Genomic DNA, 17,678 nt, shown 5'->3' on the forward strand with positions numbered 1-17,678 from the left:
CGGATTTTCGACCCGCCGACCACTTGAAAGGCGAGCATGTCCACCACTTTTGGCCCGATTGAAGCACAGGCCTACATCCATAAATTGCTGACCGTAATGCATCATCAGGGCGGCTCCGACTTGTTCATCTCGGCCGACTTCCCTCCGAGCATGAAATACCAGGGTTCGATGAAGCCGATGAGTCAGCAAAAGCTGACCGGCGAAGTCACCCGCGCGCTGGCCTTGTCGTTAATGAACGACAAGCAACGCAACGAGTTCGAGAAGGAAATGGAATGCAATTTCGCCATTGCGTTGCCGAATGTATGTCGTTTCCGCGTCAATGTGTACGTACAGCAACAATGCGTTGCGATGGTGGTGCGCACGATCGCGTCCGAAATCCCGAATTTTGAAAAACTCGACCTGCCGGAAGTATTGAAAGAGGTCGTGATGACCAAGCGTGGGCTGGTGCTGGTGGTGGGCGGCACGGGATCGGGCAAGTCGACCACGCTGGCGGCGATGATCGATTACCGCAACGCCAATTCGGCGGGGCACATCATCACGGTGGAAGACCCGGTCGAATACGTCCACAAGAACAAGAACTGCCTGATCACGCACCGCGAAGTGGGGGTCGATACGCACTCCTGGCATGCGGCGCTGAAAAACACGCTGCGCCAGGCGCCGGACGTGATCCTGATCGGCGAGATCCGCGATACCGAGACCATGGAGCACGCGATCGCATTCGCCGAAACGGGCCACCTGTGCCTGGGCACCCTGCACGCGAACAATTCGAACCAGACCATGGACCGGATCATCAACTTCTTCCCGGAAGAGCGGCGCAACCAGCTGCTGATGGACTTGTCGTCGAACCTGCGCGCGATTGTCTCGCAGCGGCTGGTGCGCACCGAGGATGGCAAGGGGCGCAAGGCGGCCATCGAGATCTTGCTCAATACGGCGACCATCAGCGAGATGATCCTGAAGGGGAATTTTCAGTCGATTAAAGAGATCATGCACAAGTCGCGCGAGCTGGGCATGTGCACGTTCGACCAGGCGCTGTACGAGTTGTACAACCGAGGGCAGATTGGCTACGACGAAGCGATCCGCAACGCCGACTCGGCCAACGGCCTGCGTTTGCAGATCAAGCTGCGCGGCGACCGCAAGGAACCGGGTGGCGCTGTGGGATCGAAATCGAATGATTTGTCGATGGCGATGGATGAGGAAGAGGAAGAGTAAGCCCCCCCGTCGTTCCCGCGCAGGCGGGAACCCAAGTTTATCCGCTTAGCGACGGACTTGGGTTCCCGCCTGCGCGGGAACGACGTGATAGCGAAATCGACTAATACAGTACCTTGATCCCCATGCCCGACTTCGAAAACAAGATCTGCCCCCGCCCTGACCTCGCCGCCCGCGTCGCCGCCCTGCCCAAACCGGTGGTGCTGACCAACGGCGTGTTCGACATCCTGCACCGCGGCCACGTGACCTACCTGGCCCAGGCGCGCGCCCTGGGCGCCTCGCTGGTGGTGGCCGCCAACACCGACGCCTCGGTCAAGCGCCTCGGCAAGGGCGACGACCGTCCCCTCAACAACGCCGCCGACCGCATGGCCGTGCTGGCGGCCCTCGAATCGGTCAGCCTGGTGGTCGATTTCGACGAAGACACCGCCCTCGAAGTGGTCCTCGAAGCGCGCCCCGACATCTACGCCAAGGGCGGCGACTACGACATGCACGCCATTCCCGAAGGCCAGGCCGTATTGGCCTACGGCGGCCAGGCGGTCGCCATCGATTTCGAACACGACCGTTCGACCACCAAGCTGCTGTCGAAAATCCGCACGTAACCAAGGAAACCGCCATGGGTGGAAACGCCATGAAACACGTCGGCGTCACCCGTCAGTCGGCGGCCGATTACACGGCCATCACCACCGCCACGATCGACAAGCTGCGCGCGCTCTTTCCCGGCATCGGTTGCCAGCCGATCCTCGCCTACGGCAGCAAGGAAAGCTTCGGCGACAGCGACATCCTGATCGAATCGACCCACCTGCCGCCCGACTGGATCGAGCAGGTCAAGGCCGCTTTTGCGCCGCAGGACCTGGTCGTCAACGGCGACGTGGTCTCGTTCGACTTCCGCTCGATGCAGATCGACCTGATCACCACCCCGGCTGAAGAAATGGCCTTCGCCGCGTCCTACTACGCCTTCAACGACCTGGGCAACCTGATGGGCCGCATCGCCCACAAGATGGGCCTCAAATACGGCCATGACGGCCTGTGGAAGCTCCTGCGCGACAACGACCAGGTGTTCGCCGACATCCTCATCTCGCGCGACGTCGCCAAGACCTTCGCCCTGCTCGGCTACGACCATGCGCGTTACCTGCAAGGTTTCGACACCCTGGAGGACGTGTTTGAATTTGCCGCTTCGACCCCGTATTTTCACCGCCAGATCTACCTGCTCGACAACCGCAACGCCGCCAGCCGCGTGCGCGACGCCAAGCGGCCGTCGTACACCGCGTTCCTGGCCTGGATCGCGGACAAACCGGAACTGGACCGCTACAGCTGGTCGGCTTGGGACGGCGGTAAAAAATCAGTGGAGCGCGATGCCGAACGGGCCGACTGGGAACAGCGCATCTTCAGCGGCATCTTCCCTGAAGCGCGCCCGCAGTACCTGGCGGCGATCGACGAACACGAAACGCACAAGCGCGCGAAAGTGGTCTGGAACGGCGCCATCGTCGGCGCGCAGACCGGCTACCAGGGACGAGAACTGGGCGAGTTCATGGCCGCGTGCCGCGCCAGCTTCCTGGACGCGCCGCACGACGCGGCGCTGTCGTTCGAGCAGTGGGTGCTGACCCTCGCAGCGGGCGACATCAGCGCCCACATCGGCGCATATCAACACAGCTGGCGCTAGCGCTACTCATCTTCTTCACGCGCCGCCAGCTTGCGGCGCAGTTCCTCGCGTTCCGCATCGAACAGGAACGGCAGTTCCAGCCACTGCTCGTACAAGAGCGTGACCCAGTCCCAATGGCCGACCTCGGGAATATGCCGCTCCATCCGCGCGAACAAGCGCATGATGTCGGTGGCGCAGGCCGGTTCCGTGGTGGCGATGCGGGCCAGTACCCGGATCGCCGCGCAGGTGGTCCAGTCCATCGGCCCGAACAGGACCGAGACCAGCGCGCGGCGCCGCTCCGACCCCTCCCAGCCGCTGTCGATCTGGCCCAGCACATACGCCGCCGCCAGCTGCACGCGCGGCAGCCATTCGAGCGCGCGCACGTCCTGCGGCAGCGGCGGCGGGTACACCATCGCCGCCAATATGTCGCGCACATGGCGCGTGCCGAAGCGCGCCGCCACGTGGCTGGCCGCGGCCCAGTTCTCGTTCGGGTTGTAGGGCGCCAGCGCCAACGCCGCGATGGCGTCCCGCACCGCCGCGTCGGGCGCCGGCAAGGCCGGATGCGGCACGGTGCCCTCGTACGCCCACAGCGGATAATCGACCGGCGCCAGCGCCAGGCGCGGGTCGACGGCCGGAAGCGGGCCGAAAGTAATCTCCAGCTTCACCGGGGGATTGCGTCCCGCCAGTTCGAGCGCGAATGCAAGCCGGTTGCTCGGCGCTTCCATGACAGTGGCGGAGATCGCCATCGCGCCCCCGCTGTCGTCGGTGTTGCCGTTTTCCCGCCAGCGTTCGAGCAGGGTGCGCAGCAGGTTGGCGCCGGCGTCGTGCGATTGCGCCAGCCGTCCACGCTCGCGGAACACCAGCAGGTGCGCGCGGTTATCGCCCTTGCGCATCGCCTCCCACAAGCGCTCCATCCAGGCTTCGTCGCCATCGAGCTTGTAACGGCAGTACCAGGACGAGGGCAGCGCCCACGCCTGCTCGCTCTCGGACGCCAGCACGGCCTCGTACCAGAACAGCGCCTTGTGCCAGTTGCCCGCCTCGAAGCAGGTGTCGCCCGCTTCCAGCTTGGGCGTGATGTCGGCCGGATCGAAGCTGCCGGCGTGGATGAAGGCTTGTTCGGATTCGTCGAAGCGCCGCATGCAGCGCAGCAGCAGGCCGATGGCGTTGGCCTGCTCGGCGGAGGCGGCCTGCCCGATCGGGCCGGTGATCGCCAGCGCCGCATCGACATTGCCGGCTTTGCGTTGCAGGCCGGCGCGCACCAGCAGCAGGGTGGGCGACGGCGCATAGCCGGCGCTGGCGCGTTCGGCCAGGCTTGCCCAGCGCCCCATGTCGCGCACGGTGCCGGCCGAAGATTGGTGGGCCTCTTCGACGCTATTGAGCGCCGTCGCCAGCAACTGCATCATGCTCGTTTCGCCGATACGGGCGAGCGCGCCGTCCTGCTCGAGCCAGTCGAGCGCCCATGCATGCAGATAGGTCGCGTGCCCGGCGGCACGCGAGATCTGCAGCAGCAGGTCGAGCGCCTCTGGCGTCTTGCCCTGGCGCTGCCAGAACCAGGCGCGCAAGGCTTCGCTGTTGACAAAGCGCTCGTCGCCGACCGGCAGCAGGGCATCCACATCATCGCCGGCCGCGTCCAGGTAGCGCGCGGCCAGCGCCTGCCAGTCGGCGCGGCCTGGATCGACTTCCAGCAGGACGGCCAGGTGCGATGCGCCGTGGGCCAGGTTGGCGCCGGTTTCGAGTTCGGTGCTGGCGACGATCAGGTTGAATTCGGGCGTGCCCTCGCGCAGGGTGAGCTCCGGGCCGGCGTCGGCCGGCGGGTGCGCATCGTTTGGCGCGCTCACATCGCTTGGCGTCGCGGACCCTACTCCGGCGTTGTTGATTTTTTCTTTTTTGCCTGTTATCTGGCCGGTGAGTTTCTTAAGCCAATTCATGTAGCTGTCCCGATAGTGATTGAATAAGTAAATCGCGGATGATATTGTCGCACGCGGGCAATACCGCCACTGATGCGTGCATAATCGGTCATCGACCGCATGACCAATGCAAAAAACGAATTGGAAAACGATGAAAGCGCAGCGCACTTTTTTGTATGGCATCACCCTTGCGGCAGGGCTGTGCACGTCCTTGCCAGCAATGGCCGTCATCATGGATGGGAAAGCGGTCGAGGACGCGGCCAGGTTGATTGGGGTGGGCATTCCTTTCCTTGTATGCTTGTTCGGCCTCGGTTTTTACCTGTATTTTTCGCGCCGGCCCATGCACGAAAAGATGACCATGCTGGCGATATATAATCTGCTGGCACTGATACTCGCACTGATCATTTTGCCAGGCGAGCTCGGCTGGTCCTGGCTCGCGGTCTGGATCGCGCCGGTGGTGGCGGTGATGGCGTATACGTTTGCTTTTCCGATTGTTCCGGCAAGCGATACCGCGCCGGAACCAGCGCCGCTCGATCATATGTCACACCAACGCTTTTCCGACCGATCATGAGCATGCACCATGCAGCTTTACTCGGCCTTTTCGCTGGCGCGCTGTGCGGCGGCGTGGCCGCTGCCGGCAATCCCGATCTCGAAGTGAATTTGATGAAAGCCATGAAATTTGACAAGGCATCGGAAAAACGCATCGGCAGCTCCGGAAAAGCCATCCAGGCCTATATGAAAGCCGGCTATGTCAATCAACGTCCGAACGGGCGCGCCGATTACACCGATTATTACCTTCTCAATAAGCCGGCGACCTTGTTGGGACACCCGCTGGTGCTGATTGAAGAGGAATACATGACGCGTTACGCCGGCTGCTGCGTCAGCAAGGGGATTGGCGTCACGGTCGGCGTGGCGGGCAGCCTCGGGGCGCTGAAAAAATTCGCGGCGCAGAATCGCTGCACGCTGGAAGAAAATGTCGATCCCGGCAAACAATTGCGCTCGTTCGGCATCAAGAATGCTCTTCCGAAGGGCACATATGCGTCCCTGAGTTGCCGCGTGCGCGATGCTGAACAACATGCTCGATAGCCGTGCCGACGCGTATGCCTTGCTGCGCGCGCTTGGCGCCAGCGCGCGCCTGCTGCGTCACCTGCAACTGGTGGGCGAAGCCACCGATGCGCTGATCGATACCTACAACAGCCTGCAACTGCGCTTCGACGCGCGCCTGATCGAGCTTGGCGCGGCGGTGCACGATGCCGGCAAGATCACCTTCCCCGAAGAACTCGACGGCCCCGGTTCGCGCCACGAACCGGCCGGCCAGGCCCTGATGCTGGCCAACGGCGTGCCGCCGGCGGTGGCGCGCTGCTGCGTGTCGCACGCGGCGTGGCAGGAACCGGGCAACTCGTTCGAGGAATTGTCGGTCGCGCTGGCCGACAAACTCTGGAAGGGCAAGCGCGAAGAAGAACTCGAGCTGCGCGTCATCGATATGATCGCCGCACAACGCGGCCAATTGCGCTGGGATGTGTTCACCACGCTCGACTCGGCGTTCGAAGACATCGCCGCCGGTGGCGGCGAACGCCTGCGGCGCAGCATCGTTTAAGTCAGTCGCCGCACCGATTCGCGCACCACCAGGCTCAGTGCCGGCAGCGCCACCTTCACCTCGTCATGCCCGATCATCCCCAGCATCATGGTGCCGATGCACGAACCGACGTCGTACAAGGGCTGGCGCACCGTGGTCAGGGGCGGGGTGGTGTACATCGAACTATGCAGGTCGTCAAAACCGATGATCGACACGTCTTCCGGCACGCGGATGCTGCGCCGGTACAGCGCCAGGCGCGCGCCGTAGGCGGAGAGATCGTTGGCCGCGAAGATGGCCGAAAAACGCGCCCCCGAAGTAAGCAGCTGGTTGACCGCCTGCAGCCCGCCCGACTCCTGGAAGTCGCCCGCCACGATCAAGTCCGGATCGGGTTCGATGCGGTGTTTCGCCAGCGTGTCGCGGTAGCCGGCCAGGCGCGCATGCGCATCTTCCTGGTCGTCCGAACCGCGAATGAAGGCGATGCGCCGGTGCCCCTGTTCGATCAGCAGTTCCATCGCCTCGCAGGCGGCGCCGTAATTGTCGAGGAAAAAACCGAAAACCCGCTCGCCTTCGAGCTTGCGCCCGAACGCCACGATCGGCACGCGCTGCGAAAAGTCGAGGATCTGGGTGTCGCTCATGTTCCCGGTCAGGATCACCACGCCGTCCACGCGCCGCCCGATCAGCAGTTCGACCCGTTCGGCTTCCTCGGCCGCGTGCCAGTGCCCGCTCATGATCAGCAGCGCGTAGCCGGCCGCCTTGACCGCATCCTCGATGCCGACCATGGCGTCGTTGAAGTAGCCCGACACCAGCGACTGCGTCAATACGCCGATGGTGCGCGTGCTGCCCATCTTCAGGCCCTGCGCCACCAGGTTCGGCTTGTAGTTCAGGCGTTCGATGGCGTCTTCGATGCTGCGCCGCTTGGCGTCCGACACGCGCGCGGTGCCGTTCATGAAGCGCGACGCGGTGGCCGGGGACACACCGGCGGCATGCGCCACCTGGTGCAATGTAACGGGGCCGCTGTGAATAGTCCTCATTGTCTGGTTCTCATCGTCGTTGGCACAAGTGTTCCACCAGCGCGCGGTGCGGCGGCAGGTCGGCCAGCGCATGGCCGGCCAGTTTGGCGATCATCGCAAATTCGCCAGCCGCTTCGTCGCGCCGCGCCGGATGGCAGGCGCTTGGATGCAGGCTGGTGGCGAACTCCATCCCGTACAGCACGTACTGCCAGCTCGACGTCGGATACATCTCCACGTCGGCCACGAAGTCGAGCCGGTGCGGCGCACGGCAGCGCCACATGGCCAGCTTGTCGCGCAAGGATTCGGGAATCGAGCGCGGGTCGGTGTTGTCGGTCCAGAAGGCCGAATCGGTGCGCTGCGACAGGCAGTAGTGCAGCTTGATGAAGTCGACCACGCGCTCGTAGCGCTCGCGCATCAGGCGGTTGTACTGGGCCGCCACCGGGGCGGTGTCGCCGTTGAACGGGAACAGGTGGCCGATCAGGTAAGCCGCCGTTTCGATCAGGCCGATGCCGGACGATTCGAGCGGCTCCAGGAAGCCGCCCGAGAGGCCGACCGCCACGCAGTTTTTGATCCACTGCACGTCGCGGTAGCCGATGTTGAGTTTCAGCTGGCGCGGCGTGAGGCCGTCGGCCGCCGCCCCGATGTACTGGCGCAGCACCTGTTCGGCGCGTTGGTCGGTGGTGTGGCGGCTCGAATACACGTAGCCGATGCCGCGCCGCTGCTGCAGGCCGATGTCCCAGGTCCATCCGGCTTCGTGCGCGGTGGAGATGGTGTACGACGGGATCGGGGTGTCCGGCGCGGGGTAGGGCACCTGCATCGCCAGCGCGCGGTCGACGAACAGCACGTCATCCATCTTGCGAAACGGTGAACCCAGTGCTTCGCCGATCAGCGCGGCCCGAAAACCCGTGCAGTCCACGTACAGGTCCGCGCCCAGCGCGCCATGTTCGCGCGTGTGCACGCAGGCGATCGCGCCGTCGGCCTCCAGCTCGACCCGTTCCACCGTGGCCTGCACATGGCGCACGCCGAGCGAGCGGCCATGCTCGGCCAGCAGGGCGGCGAAGCGCCCGGCGTCGAAGTGGTAGGCGTAGTTCATCGGCCCGGTGTAGTCGGCGTCGGCCAGGCGTTTCGGCCCGTGCGCGGCGTCGGCCACGCGTTTTTGCATGGTCGCCGCCTGCGCGAACGGCACGCCGGCGCCGGCCGTGCCCTGCAGCCAGTGCGGCAGCAGTTCCGGCCCGCCCTGGCGCTGGCTGGGCTGGCTGAACGGATGGAAGTAGTGGTCGGCGCCGGGCGCGCCGGCCGGGCGTACCCAGTTGTTGAAGCGTACGCCCTGCTTGAAGGTGGCCTGGCATTCGCGCACGAAGCGCGCTTCGTCGATGCCGATCGCCGCCAGGGTCGCGCGGATCGAGGGAAAGGTGCCTTCGCCCACGCCGATGATGCCGATCTCGGGCGACTCGACCAGGGTGATGGCTACGCCGGCCGCGCCGGCGTGCGCCGCACCCAGGGTGCGCGCCAGGTAGCAGGCGGTCAGCCAGCCGGCAGTGCCGCCGCCGACGATCAATACGTTATGAAACGCTTTCATGAATTGCCCCTTTTTGTGGCGATGTGTGGCAGATATGACAAATCGGCTCGCACCATAATATTTCGTTTGACTTTGGAATGCACCGAAATGTACCATGAAATCGTTTTCACGCAATCTGAAAACGTTTTCTCGCCCAGCCAAGTTTTGAACAACAAAAATCGGACAATTCCGAATGGAGACTGCATGAAATCTACCGCCACCCAGGCGTTTCGCCGCGCTCGCGCCCCAATTCAACTCGCCATCCTGACATTGCTCGCAGGCATTAGCGCGGCCCATGCCCAGGATGTGGCGCAAGCCCAAGCAGCGCCCGCGGTCAGCAAGAGCATCGGCAGCGCCGACTCGAACGTGATTCCCGAAGTCGTCGTCACCGCGACCAAGCGTTCGACCCCGCTGCAAAAAACCCCGATCGCCATCACCGCGATCAACGCCGCCGCGCTGCAGGACAACCACGTACAAACCATCCAGGACGTCGTCAACCTGGTGCCGGGCTTCCAGGCCACCGGCCAGGGCGACCATGGCGTGATCACCATGACCCTGCGCGGCATCGGCAACGACAGCGCCAAGACCGAATACGCCGATCCCGAAGTGGCCAGCTTTGTCGACGGCATCTACTCGCCACGTCCGGAAGGCGCCACCTCGCTGCTGTTCGACCTGGAAGCGATCGAAGTGCTGCGCGGCCCGCAAGGCACGCTGTGGGGCCGCAACTCCACCGTCGGCGCGGTCAACATGCAGACCGCCAAGCCGGTGATCGGCGAGCGTTCGGGCAGCGTCGAAGCGGGCATGGGCGACTACAAGCGCCTCGGCACGCGTGGCGCCGTGAATATTCCGCTCGGCGAAACCGCTGCCCTGCGCATCGCCGCCGTGCACGAACAGCACGACGGCTACATCGATTACCAGAAGCTGCCGTCGATTTCGCTGGCCGACCAGCGCGCCGCCTTCAAGGCCGGCGGCGGCAAGGATGCCGACTTCCGTCCGATCAATCCGAACCTGTTCGTCGCCGGCGGCCCCAAATACGGCGCCCAGGACCAGACCGCGGTGCGCCTGTCGCTGCTGTGGAACATCGCGCGCGACGTGAAGTGGAACGTGTCGTACGAAAAATTCGCCGACCGCGGCACCCCGAGCATGAATTTGCTGCAAAACCCGCGCGCCGGCACCGACCTGTGGTCGACCCTGGCCGACGTGGCGCCGACCCTCAAGCGCGATACCGACGCGATCCGCTCGCGCCTCGAATACACCATCAACGACTCGCTGGCGCTGCACTACATCGCCGGGGTGTCGCGCTTCTCCGGTTCGTCGACCTTCGACCAGGATGGCGGCGCCGCCGTGCCGACCAGCTTCGCCACGGGCGCGACCTACCAGGCCAACAACACGGTCTCGTCGAACTACAAGAACCACAGCCACGAACTGGAACTCCAATCGCTCGGCAAGCAGAATATCGACTGGCAGCTCGGCCTGTACTACGCGGCTGAAAAGAACGACATCCGCTTCGACATCCCGATCTTCAGCGGCACCCAGGAAGGCACCGTCAACTGGCAGGGTTCCTTCATCCAGCCGAAAGAAACGGTGGCCTCGAGCGCCGCCTTCGGCCAGGCGACCTGGAATGCGACCGAGAAGCTGCACCTGACCGGCGGCCTGCGCTACACCAAGGACAAGCGCACCAACGAAGGCGGCAACGGCTACACCTGGAACGGCGACAAGAACGTGGCCCAGGTGCCGCTGTCGCCATCGATCGATCCGCGCATTCCCGGCCAGGGCTACAGCCCCGGCTCGCCATCGAACGATGGCGTCTACCACGGCAGCAAGGTCACCGGCCTGGTACGCGTGAACTATGAACTCGACCGCAGCAACATGGTCTACGCCAGCGTCGCCACCGGCTACAAGTCGGGCGGCCTGCAGGATGGCGGCCGTCCGTACGGCGCCGAAACGCTGACCAACTATGAAATCGGCAGCAAGAGCACCCTGATGGGCGGCATGGTCAAGGTGAACAATGCGGCCTACTACTCGGACTTCAAGGACTTCCAGTTCAGCGCCCCGGTCACCAATCCGGACGGCACCCGCGGCCTGGCCACCAACAACGCCGAAGGCGCCACGGTGTGGGGCCTGGAGTCGGAAATCGCGGCCAAGCTCACCCGCGACGACAAGCTGCAACTGACCTTGGCCTATACCCGCGCCAAGCTGGGCAAACTGATTGGCGGCACCAACGACTACACCCTGCCGGTGTGCACCGTGCCGGGCATCAGCACCTGCCTGGACGTGAGCGGCAACGCCATGCCGCACGCACCGAAGTTCTCAATGCAGCTGCAGTACCAGCACACCTTCGAACTGGCCGGTGGCGCCACGGTGGTGCCGCGCATCTCGACCCACTACGAAACCGCCTCCTGGCTGAGCGTCTTCAACCTGGGCGAGGGCGACCGCCAGAAAGCCTACACCCGCACCGACCTGGGCCTGCGCTACACCAACAACAAGTGGTGGGTCGATGCCTTCGTGCGTAACGTGGCCGACAAAAACATCAAGACCAGCGCCGGCAATTCCTTCGGCCCGTACATGGCGCAGTACCTGCCGCCGCGTACCATCGGCTTTAATACCGGCGTCGACTTCTAAGTCGCGTCAAGCTGTCCGCTTCCCCCGGGAGGCGGAACACGGCGCGGCGTGCCCGGATGGGCGCCGCGCGTCCCGTCATCGCCCCACCGATATCGAGCTCTACCATGAACCAATCCAACCAATTTCCCGCCGACTTTACGTGGGGAGTCGCGACCAGCGCTTTCCAGATCGAAGGCGGCGCCAACGCTGACGGCAAGGGGCCATCGATCTGGGATACTTTTTGCCTGAACCCGAACAACATCAAGGACCAGAGCGACGGCACCGTCGCTTGCGACCATTACCACCGCTATCGCGAAGACGTGAGCCTGATCTCGTCGCTGAACGTGGACGCCTACCGCTTCTCGATGGCCTGGGCGCGCGTCCAGCCGAGCGGCAAGGGCGCCTGGAACGAAGCCGGCTTCGATTTCTACGACCGCCTGCTCGACGAACTGGCCGCGAAAGACGTCAAGGCCCACCTGACCCTGTACCACTGGGACCTGCCGCAAGGCTTGCAGGACGACGGCGGCTGGATGAATCGCGACACCGCCTACCGCTTCGCCGACTACGCCCAGGAAGTGGCGCGTCGTTTCGGCAACCGGATCGAGGCCATCGCCACCCATAACGAGCCGTGGTGCAGCGCCAATCTGGGCTACGGCAATGCGCAGTTCGCGCCCGGCGTGACCGACGCCAGGCAGGCGATTCAAGTGTCGCACCACCTGCTGCTCTCGCACGGCCTGGCCATGAGCGCCATGCGCACCGCCGCCACCTCGGCGCGCCTCGGCATTGTGCTGAACCAGTGGACGGCCGATCCGGCCACCGATTCCGAGGCTGATCGCGCCATGGCCGAACTGGAATACGCGCGTTCGGTGCAGTGGTTCATGGACCCGATCTTCAAGGGACATTACCCGGAACTGGCGCTGCGCGCGCACGGCGAGAACGCCCCCGTGGTGCACGAGGGCGACATGGCCGCCATCGCCCAGCCGATCGACTTCCTCGGCGTGAATTACTACTTTCGTTCCTTCTGCAGTGCGGAGACCCCGCCGCGCACGCCGCCCGGCAAGCTCGGTTTCACCGACATGGGCTGGGAAATCTATCCGCAGGGCCTGACCGAACTGCTGGTCAAGCTCAATGCCGAATACATGCTGCCGCCGATTTACATCACCGAAAACGGCATGGCCAATCCGGATGCGGTCAGCGACGGCAAGGTGGCCGACCCGGAGCGCATCGCCTACGTGCAGATGCACCTGGATGCGCTCAAGGCGGCCATGGAGCAGGGCGTCGACGTGCGCGGCTACTTCCTCTGGAGTTTACTCGACAACTTCGAATGGAACTCCGGCTACGCCAAGCGCTTCGGCATCGTGCATGTCGATTACGCGACCCAGGAGCGCACCCTCAAGGACAGCGCCATCTGGTACCGCGATTTCCTGACCGCCCAGCGCCAGCGCTGATCGACCGTTCTTCCATTGGAGGCAACATGGTTCCTGATTCCTATGCCGATGGTCCGCGCCTGCTGGCCGACATCGGCGGCACCAACGCGCGCTTTGCGCTCGAACAGGGCGCCGGGCGGGTGGGCGACGCGCACACCCTGGCCTGCGCCGATTACGAGCACTTCGACGACGCCGTCCGCGCCTATTTAAACCGCTTGCCGGCGCGGCGCGTGCGCCACGCGGTGATCGCGATCGCCAATCCGGTCGACGGCGACGCCGTCCAGATGACCAATCACCACTGGGCGTTTTCGATCAGCGCCTCGCGCGCCGCGCTGGGCCTGGACACCCTGCTGGTGGTGAACGACTTCGCCGCGCTGGCGATGGCGCTGCCGGCCCTGGGCCCGGCCGACCTGCAACAGATCGGCGGCGGGCAAGCCCTTGCCGCCGGCGTGATCGGCCTGGTGGGCGCCGGCACCGGCCTGGGCGTGGCCGGCCTGGTGCCGGTCGACGGACGCTGGGTGGCGCTCCAGAGCGAAGGCGGCCACGTCGCCTTTTCGCCGTTCGACGAGCGCGAAGTAGCGGTGCTCCAGCATTGCTGGCAGCGTTACGAGCACGTCTCGGCCGAGCGTATCGTCTCCGGTCCGGGGATCGTGTTGATCCGCGAAGCGCTGGCCGCGCACCGTGGCCTGCGGGTCGACGCCAGCCTGTCCACCGCCGACATCGTCGAGCGCGCGCTGGCCGGCAGCGACCCGCTGTGCCGCGAAACGCTGGACTGCTTTTGCGGTATGCTCGGCACTGTCGCGGCGAACCTGGCGGTTACCCTGTGCGCGCGCGGCGGCCTGTATATCGGCGGCGGCGTGGTGCCGCGCCTGGGCGCGTACTTTGCCGGCTCGCCGTTTCGGGCGCGCTTCGAGAGCAAGGGCCGCTTTTCCGCCTTTGCCTCGCAGATCCCGACCCTGGTCATCACCGCTCCCTATCCGGCCATGCTGGGCGCGGCGGCGATTTTATCGGAGCACCTGGCCGACCTGGCGCCGCCGCGCGCCATGCCGCGCGCCGTAGCGCCATTGCCGCTGCCTATTCTTGAAACGGAAAACGACCATGCACGCTTCTAAACCGACCGTCTGGCCCTTGTTGTGGGTGCCGACCGGTTACTTCACGATGGCGCTCGGGTACGTCATGCTGACCTCCGTCACCGCCATCATGTTCAAGAATCTCGGCATGGACAACGGCAAGGCGGCCGAGTATTCGAGCTTGCTGATCCTGGCCTACACGATCAAGCCGCTGTTCGCGCCGTTCGTCGAAATGTACCGCACCAAGAAGTTCTTCGTGCTGTGCGCGCAGACCATGCTCGGACTCGGTTTCATCGGCATCGCGCTGGTGATGGCGCTGCCGAACTACATGACGATCCTGATGGCGCTGTTCTGGGCCATGTCCTTCGTCGGGGCGACCCAGGACATCGCCAGCGACGGCGTCTACGTCACCTCGCTCGACTCGCGCGCACAGTCGCTGTACTGCGGAATCCAGAGCCTGAGCTGGAACGTCGGCCCGATCGTGGCCGCCGGCGGCATGGTGTACCTGAGCGGCTGGCTGCACGTGAACATGTTCCACCACGACGCCGCCGTGTTCGGCCCGGACTGGATCGAATCGTGGCGCATTATCTTCTTTCTGGTGGGCGGACTGACCGTGCTGATGGCGCTCTGGCATGCGCGCTTCATGCCCGACGGCGCGCGCGCCGAAAACACGCCGGCCAGCGTCCGCGCGGTCGGCCATTTTCTGGCCGACTCCTTCGTCACCCTGTTCCAGAAGCGCGGCGTGTGGCGCATGATCGCGTTTGCATTCCTGTTCCGCCTCAGTATCGGCTTCCTCGAAAAAATCGGACCATTTTTCATGGTCGATCCGGCCGCCAAGGGCGGCCTGGGGCTGAGCAACGAAAAGCTGGGCGTCATCTACGGCACCTACGGCCTGGCCGCGGTGCTGCTCGGGTCTCTGCTGGGCGGCTGGTACGTGGCCAAAAAAGGCTTGAAGCCGACCTTGTTCGTGCTGTGCTGCGCGGTTAACATCCCGAACGTGACATTCCTGATCATGGCGATCTACCTGCCGACGAACCTGTACCTGATCACGGCCGGTGTCATGATCGAGAAGTTCTTCTACGGCTTCGGTGCGGTCGGCTTCATGATCTACCTGATGCAGCAGCTCGCGCCGGGCAAGTACACCACCACGCACTACGCTTTCGGCACCGGCATCATGGGCCTGTGCGGGCTGGTGACGGGCGCGGTCAGCGGCCACCTTCAGGTCTCGATGGGCTACGTCAGCTACTTCATCTTCGTGATGGTCGCCACCATCCCCTCGTTCATCGCCACCTGGTGCGCGCCGTTCTATATCGATGAAGCGGCAAGCGACGACCCAAAGGGCGTGCAGGCGGTGCCGGCATGAGGCGCGCGCCGGCCGGCCTGCTCTGTGTTTTGCTGGCGGCCGGCGTGTGCGCCAGCGCGGCGCCCGACGCGATCCGCGTCAACCAGGTCGGCTTCGCTCCGCTGGCGCACAAGGTGGCCGTGCTGCCGGCCGGCGCCAGCGGCGAGGTGGAAGTGATCGACGCCGCCAGCGGCGCGGTTGCCTGGCGCGGCCGGGCCGGCCCCGCCGGCGCCTGGCGCGAGTCCGGCGAGTCGGTCAGGCTGGCCGATTTTTCGGCCCTGGCGCGGCCCGGCGAGTACCGCATCCGCGCCGCCGGCGTGGCGCCGTCGGAGCGCTTTGCGGTGCGCGCCGGCGTGTATGCGGAACTGAACCGCGCCGCGCTCAAGGCGTATTACTTCAACCGCTCCGGCACGGCGCTCGACGCTTCCCACGCCGGCGTATATGCGCGCGCCGCCGGGCATCCCGATACGCGGGTGCTGGTGCACGCCTCGGCGGCGTCGACCGCGCGGCCGGAAGGCACCGTCATCGCCAGCGCCAAGGGCTGGTACGACGCCGGCGACTATAACAAGTACATCGTCAATTCGGGTATCTCGACCTGCACTTTGCTGGCCGCGTTCGAGCACTATCCCGGCTATTTCGCGCGCCAGCGCAGCGCCATTCCCGAGAGCGGCAACGCGCTGCCCGACATCCTCGACGAGGCGCTGTGGAACCTGGAGTGGATGCTGACCATGCAGGACCCGCATGACGGCGGCGTCTACAACAAGTTGACCAACCTGCGCTTCGACGGCATCGTCATGCCGGCCCAGGCCGGGGCGGAGCGCTACGTGGTGCAAAAGGGAACCGCTGCCACGCTCGATTTCGCCGCCACCATGGCCACCGCCAGCCGCGTGCTCAAACCCTACGAGAAGCAGTTGCCCGGCCTGTCGGCGAAGATGCTGCGCGCGGCCGAAGCGGCGTGGGCATGGGCGCGCGCCAATCCGGCCGTGGTGTTCCGCAATCCGGCCGGCGTGCTCACCGGCGAATACGGCGACGCCACCTTCGACGACGAATTCGCCTGGGCCGCGGCCGAACTGTATATCAGCAGCGGCAAGGACAGCTACTACGCGGCCATGCGGCCGGCCGGGGTGACCGCCAGCGTGCCGCAATGGGCCGATGTGCGTGCGCTGGCCTGGATCTCGCTCGCGCATCACCGCAACAGCTTGAGCGCGGTGGCCGACCGCACGCTGATCGCCGCGCGCATCGACACCCTGGCGGCGGCGCTGGCGGCCAGGTGGCGCGCGTCCGCCTACGGGGTGCCGATGCAGGGCGACGATTTCGTCTGGGGCAGCAATGCGGTGGCCTTGAACCAGTCGATGATGCTGCTGCAAGCGTACCGCCTGAACGGCAAGCGCGATTACCTCGACGCCGCGCAGGCCGGCCTCGATTATGTTTTGGGGCGCAACGCCACCGGGTATTCGTTCGTGACCGGTTTCGGCGCGCGCCAGGTCATGCATCCGCATCACCGCCCGTCGATGGCCGACCAGGTGGCCGCGCCGGTGCCGGGTTTCCTGGCGGGCGGGCCGCATGCGGGGCAGCAGGACAAGGGCGACTGCAAGGGGCAATATCCGTCGGCGTTGCCGGCGCTGTCGTACATCGACGACGATTGCAGCTACGCCAGCAATGAAGTGGCGATCAACTGGAATGCGCCGCTGGTATACGTGTCGGCGGCGCTCGATGTGCTGGGCGGGACGGCGCCGTGAAGCGGGATGACCCGTATGTGATGCTGGCGATGCTGGTGCGGCAGGAGCGGTTGTTGCAGTTCGATGTATTCAACAGCGATATCGCGCTGGAAATCGGCCTGCGGCTGGTGCGGGCGGCGCGCGCGCGGAACCAGGCGATCACGGTGGACATTACGCGGCACGGGCAGCGCCTGTTTTATCACGCCATGAACGGCACGCCGGCCGATCACGCGCACTGGATCTGGCGCAAGAGTAACCTGGTCAAGCGCACCGGCCACAGTTCTTATCATGTGCATACCCAGGTAACCGTGGGCGGCGGTTCGATCCACGCCATTCCCACGCTCGATCCGCGCCAGTTCGCGGCGCTGGGCGGGGCGTTTCCGCTGACGATACGGGGCAGCGGCGTGGCCGGGACGATCACCGTGGCCGGCTTGCCGGGGGCCGAGGACCATGCGCTGGTGGTCGGGGTGCTGCGTGAATACCTGAAGGTCGATGAAATGCTGTAGCGTTGATAAGAGTACCCCAAACCCGAAACCGCAAACCGTCGAGCCGTCTTCCCCGCGCCAAGGCGGCCCTCGGCGGGGATCCATAGCCCCTATGATCTACGGTGCTATGGATCCCCGC

The 17,678-nt window shown here is 65.0% G+C and carries 15 protein-coding genes; 12 read left to right on the forward strand and 3 right to left on the reverse strand.

The window, feature by feature from the left end:
• Positions 1–36: 36 nt before the first annotated feature.
• The 3 genes from F0185_RS16675 to F0185_RS16685 all read left to right on the forward strand — a co-directional run bounded on the left by F0185_RS16675 (position 37) and on the right by F0185_RS16685 (position 2,866).
• Positions 37–1,209, forward strand: a complete 1,173-nt coding sequence (locus F0185_RS16675) for a PilT/PilU family type 4a pilus ATPase (RefSeq protein WP_167226252.1) — start codon at positions 37–39, stop codon at positions 1,207–1,209.
• A 122-nt stretch (positions 1,210–1,331) separates the two neighbouring features.
• Positions 1,332–1,805 (forward strand): D-glycero-beta-D-manno-heptose 1-phosphate adenylyltransferase, encoded by a 474-nt coding sequence (gene rfaE2 / locus F0185_RS16680; protein ID WP_167226254.1) that lies wholly within the window; start codon positions 1,332–1,334, stop codon positions 1,803–1,805.
• 29 nt (positions 1,806–1,834) lie between these two features.
• Complete coding sequence (locus F0185_RS16685; protein ID WP_167226256.1) at positions 1,835–2,866, forward strand: nucleotidyltransferase family protein; 1,032 nt, start codon at positions 1,835–1,837, stop codon at positions 2,864–2,866.
• 2 nt (positions 2,867–2,868) lie between these two features.
• On the opposite strand, the gene F0185_RS16690 is transcribed toward F0185_RS16685, so the two are convergent.
• Entirely contained in the window at positions 2,869–4,773 is a 1,905-nt protein-coding gene (locus F0185_RS16690) for a tetratricopeptide repeat protein (RefSeq protein WP_167226258.1), read from the reverse strand.
• Positions 4,774–4,903: 130 nt separating this feature from the next.
• Between F0185_RS16690 and F0185_RS16695 the strand changes: the two genes are divergently transcribed.
• The 3 genes from F0185_RS16695 to F0185_RS16705 are packed head-to-tail and all read left to right on the forward strand — an operon-like array spanning position 4,904 to position 6,349.
• A complete protein-coding gene (locus F0185_RS16695) occupies positions 4,904–5,323 on the forward strand; it encodes a hypothetical protein (RefSeq protein ID WP_167226260.1) in 420 nt (139 codons plus the stop codon).
• Complete coding sequence (locus F0185_RS16700) at positions 5,320–5,838, forward strand: hypothetical protein (protein WP_167226262.1); 519 nt, start codon at positions 5,320–5,322, stop codon at positions 5,836–5,838. The genes F0185_RS16695 and F0185_RS16700 overlap by 4 nt, the downstream gene beginning before the upstream one ends.
• Positions 5,828–6,349: an HD domain-containing protein gene (locus tag F0185_RS16705; protein WP_223164523.1), complete on the forward strand. Its 522-nt coding sequence runs from the start codon at positions 5,828–5,830 to the stop codon at positions 6,347–6,349. The genes F0185_RS16700 and F0185_RS16705 overlap by 11 nt, the downstream gene beginning before the upstream one ends.
• On the opposite strand, the gene F0185_RS16710 is transcribed toward F0185_RS16705, so the two are convergent.
• On the reverse strand, positions 6,346–7,359 hold the full coding sequence (locus F0185_RS16710; protein ID WP_167226266.1) for a LacI family DNA-binding transcriptional regulator: 1,014 nt from the start codon (positions 7,357–7,359) through the stop codon (positions 6,346–6,348). The two genes, F0185_RS16705 and F0185_RS16710, sit on opposite strands and share 4 nt — an antisense overlap.
• A gap of 10 nt (positions 7,360–7,369) precedes the next feature.
• Positions 7,370–8,917, reverse strand: a complete 1,548-nt coding sequence (locus tag F0185_RS16715; RefSeq protein WP_167226268.1) for a tryptophan halogenase family protein — start codon at positions 8,915–8,917, stop codon at positions 7,370–7,372.
• Between the two features lie 183 nt (positions 8,918–9,100).
• On the opposite strand from F0185_RS16715, the gene F0185_RS16720 reads away from it, so the two are divergent.
• The 6 genes from F0185_RS16720 to F0185_RS16745 all read left to right on the forward strand — a co-directional run bounded on the left by F0185_RS16720 (position 9,101) and on the right by F0185_RS16745 (position 17,560).
• Positions 9,101–11,518 carry a TonB-dependent receptor gene (locus F0185_RS16720; RefSeq protein WP_167226270.1) on the forward strand — a complete coding sequence of 806 codons (2,418 nt, stop codon included), beginning with the start codon at positions 9,101–9,103 and terminating at the stop codon, positions 11,516–11,518.
• A gap of 104 nt (positions 11,519–11,622) precedes the next feature.
• Positions 11,623–12,945 carry a GH1 family beta-glucosidase gene (locus tag F0185_RS16725; RefSeq protein WP_167226272.1) on the forward strand — a complete coding sequence of 441 codons (1,323 nt, stop codon included), beginning with the start codon at positions 11,623–11,625 and terminating at the stop codon, positions 12,943–12,945.
• Positions 12,946–12,971: 26 nt separating this feature from the next.
• Positions 12,972–14,036 carry a glucokinase gene (locus F0185_RS16730; RefSeq protein ID WP_167226274.1) on the forward strand — a complete coding sequence of 355 codons (1,065 nt, stop codon included), beginning with the start codon at positions 12,972–12,974 and terminating at the stop codon, positions 14,034–14,036.
• A complete protein-coding gene (locus tag F0185_RS16735; RefSeq protein WP_167226276.1) occupies positions 14,023–15,357 on the forward strand; it encodes an MFS transporter in 1,335 nt (444 codons plus the stop codon). Before F0185_RS16730 ends, F0185_RS16735 begins: the two co-directional genes overlap by 14 nt.
• Complete coding sequence (locus F0185_RS16740; RefSeq protein WP_167226278.1) at positions 15,354–17,075, forward strand: glycoside hydrolase family 9 protein; 1,722 nt, start codon at positions 15,354–15,356, stop codon at positions 17,073–17,075. Before F0185_RS16735 ends, F0185_RS16740 begins: the two co-directional genes overlap by 4 nt.
• Complete coding sequence (locus F0185_RS16745) at positions 17,072–17,560, forward strand: heme-degrading domain-containing protein (RefSeq protein WP_370664025.1); 489 nt, start codon at positions 17,072–17,074, stop codon at positions 17,558–17,560. Before F0185_RS16740 ends, F0185_RS16745 begins: the two co-directional genes overlap by 4 nt.
• The last annotated feature ends 118 nt before the right edge of the window (positions 17,561–17,678 follow it).

The organism is Massilia rubra (assembly GCF_011682065.1).
GTDB classification, from domain to species: Bacteria; Pseudomonadota; Gammaproteobacteria; order Burkholderiales; family Burkholderiaceae_D; genus Telluria_A; species Telluria_A rubra.

Coding starts and splice junctions, on each gene's coding strand:
- F0185_RS16675 (WP_167226252.1), top strand. CDS start 37: ATGTCCACCACTTTTGGCCCGATTGAAGCACAGGCCTACATCCATAAA.
- rfaE2 (WP_167226254.1), top strand. CDS start 1,332: ATGCCCGACTTCGAAAACAAGATCTGCCCCCGCCCTGACCTCGCCGCC.
- F0185_RS16685 (WP_167226256.1), top strand. CDS start 1,835: ATGAAACACGTCGGCGTCACCCGTCAGTCGGCGGCCGATTACACGGCC.
- F0185_RS16690 (WP_167226258.1), bottom strand. CDS start 4,773: ATGAATTGGCTTAAGAAACTCACCGGCCAGATAACAGGCAAAAAAGAA.
- F0185_RS16695 (WP_167226260.1), top strand. CDS start 4,904: ATGAAAGCGCAGCGCACTTTTTTGTATGGCATCACCCTTGCGGCAGGG.
- F0185_RS16700 (WP_167226262.1), top strand. CDS start 5,320: ATGAGCATGCACCATGCAGCTTTACTCGGCCTTTTCGCTGGCGCGCTG.
- F0185_RS16705 (WP_223164523.1), top strand. CDS start 5,828: ATGCTCGATAGCCGTGCCGACGCGTATGCCTTGCTGCGCGCGCTTGGC.
- F0185_RS16710 (WP_167226266.1), bottom strand. CDS start 7,359: ATGAGGACTATTCACAGCGGCCCCGTTACATTGCACCAGGTGGCGCAT.
- F0185_RS16715 (WP_167226268.1), bottom strand. CDS start 8,917: ATGAAAGCGTTTCATAACGTATTGATCGTCGGCGGCGGCACTGCCGGC.
- F0185_RS16720 (WP_167226270.1), top strand. CDS start 9,101: ATGAAATCTACCGCCACCCAGGCGTTTCGCCGCGCTCGCGCCCCAATT.
- F0185_RS16725 (WP_167226272.1), top strand. CDS start 11,623: ATGAACCAATCCAACCAATTTCCCGCCGACTTTACGTGGGGAGTCGCG.
- F0185_RS16730 (WP_167226274.1), top strand. CDS start 12,972: ATGGTTCCTGATTCCTATGCCGATGGTCCGCGCCTGCTGGCCGACATC.
- F0185_RS16735 (WP_167226276.1), top strand. CDS start 14,023: ATGCACGCTTCTAAACCGACCGTCTGGCCCTTGTTGTGGGTGCCGACC.
- F0185_RS16740 (WP_167226278.1), top strand. CDS start 15,354: ATGAGGCGCGCGCCGGCCGGCCTGCTCTGTGTTTTGCTGGCGGCCGGC.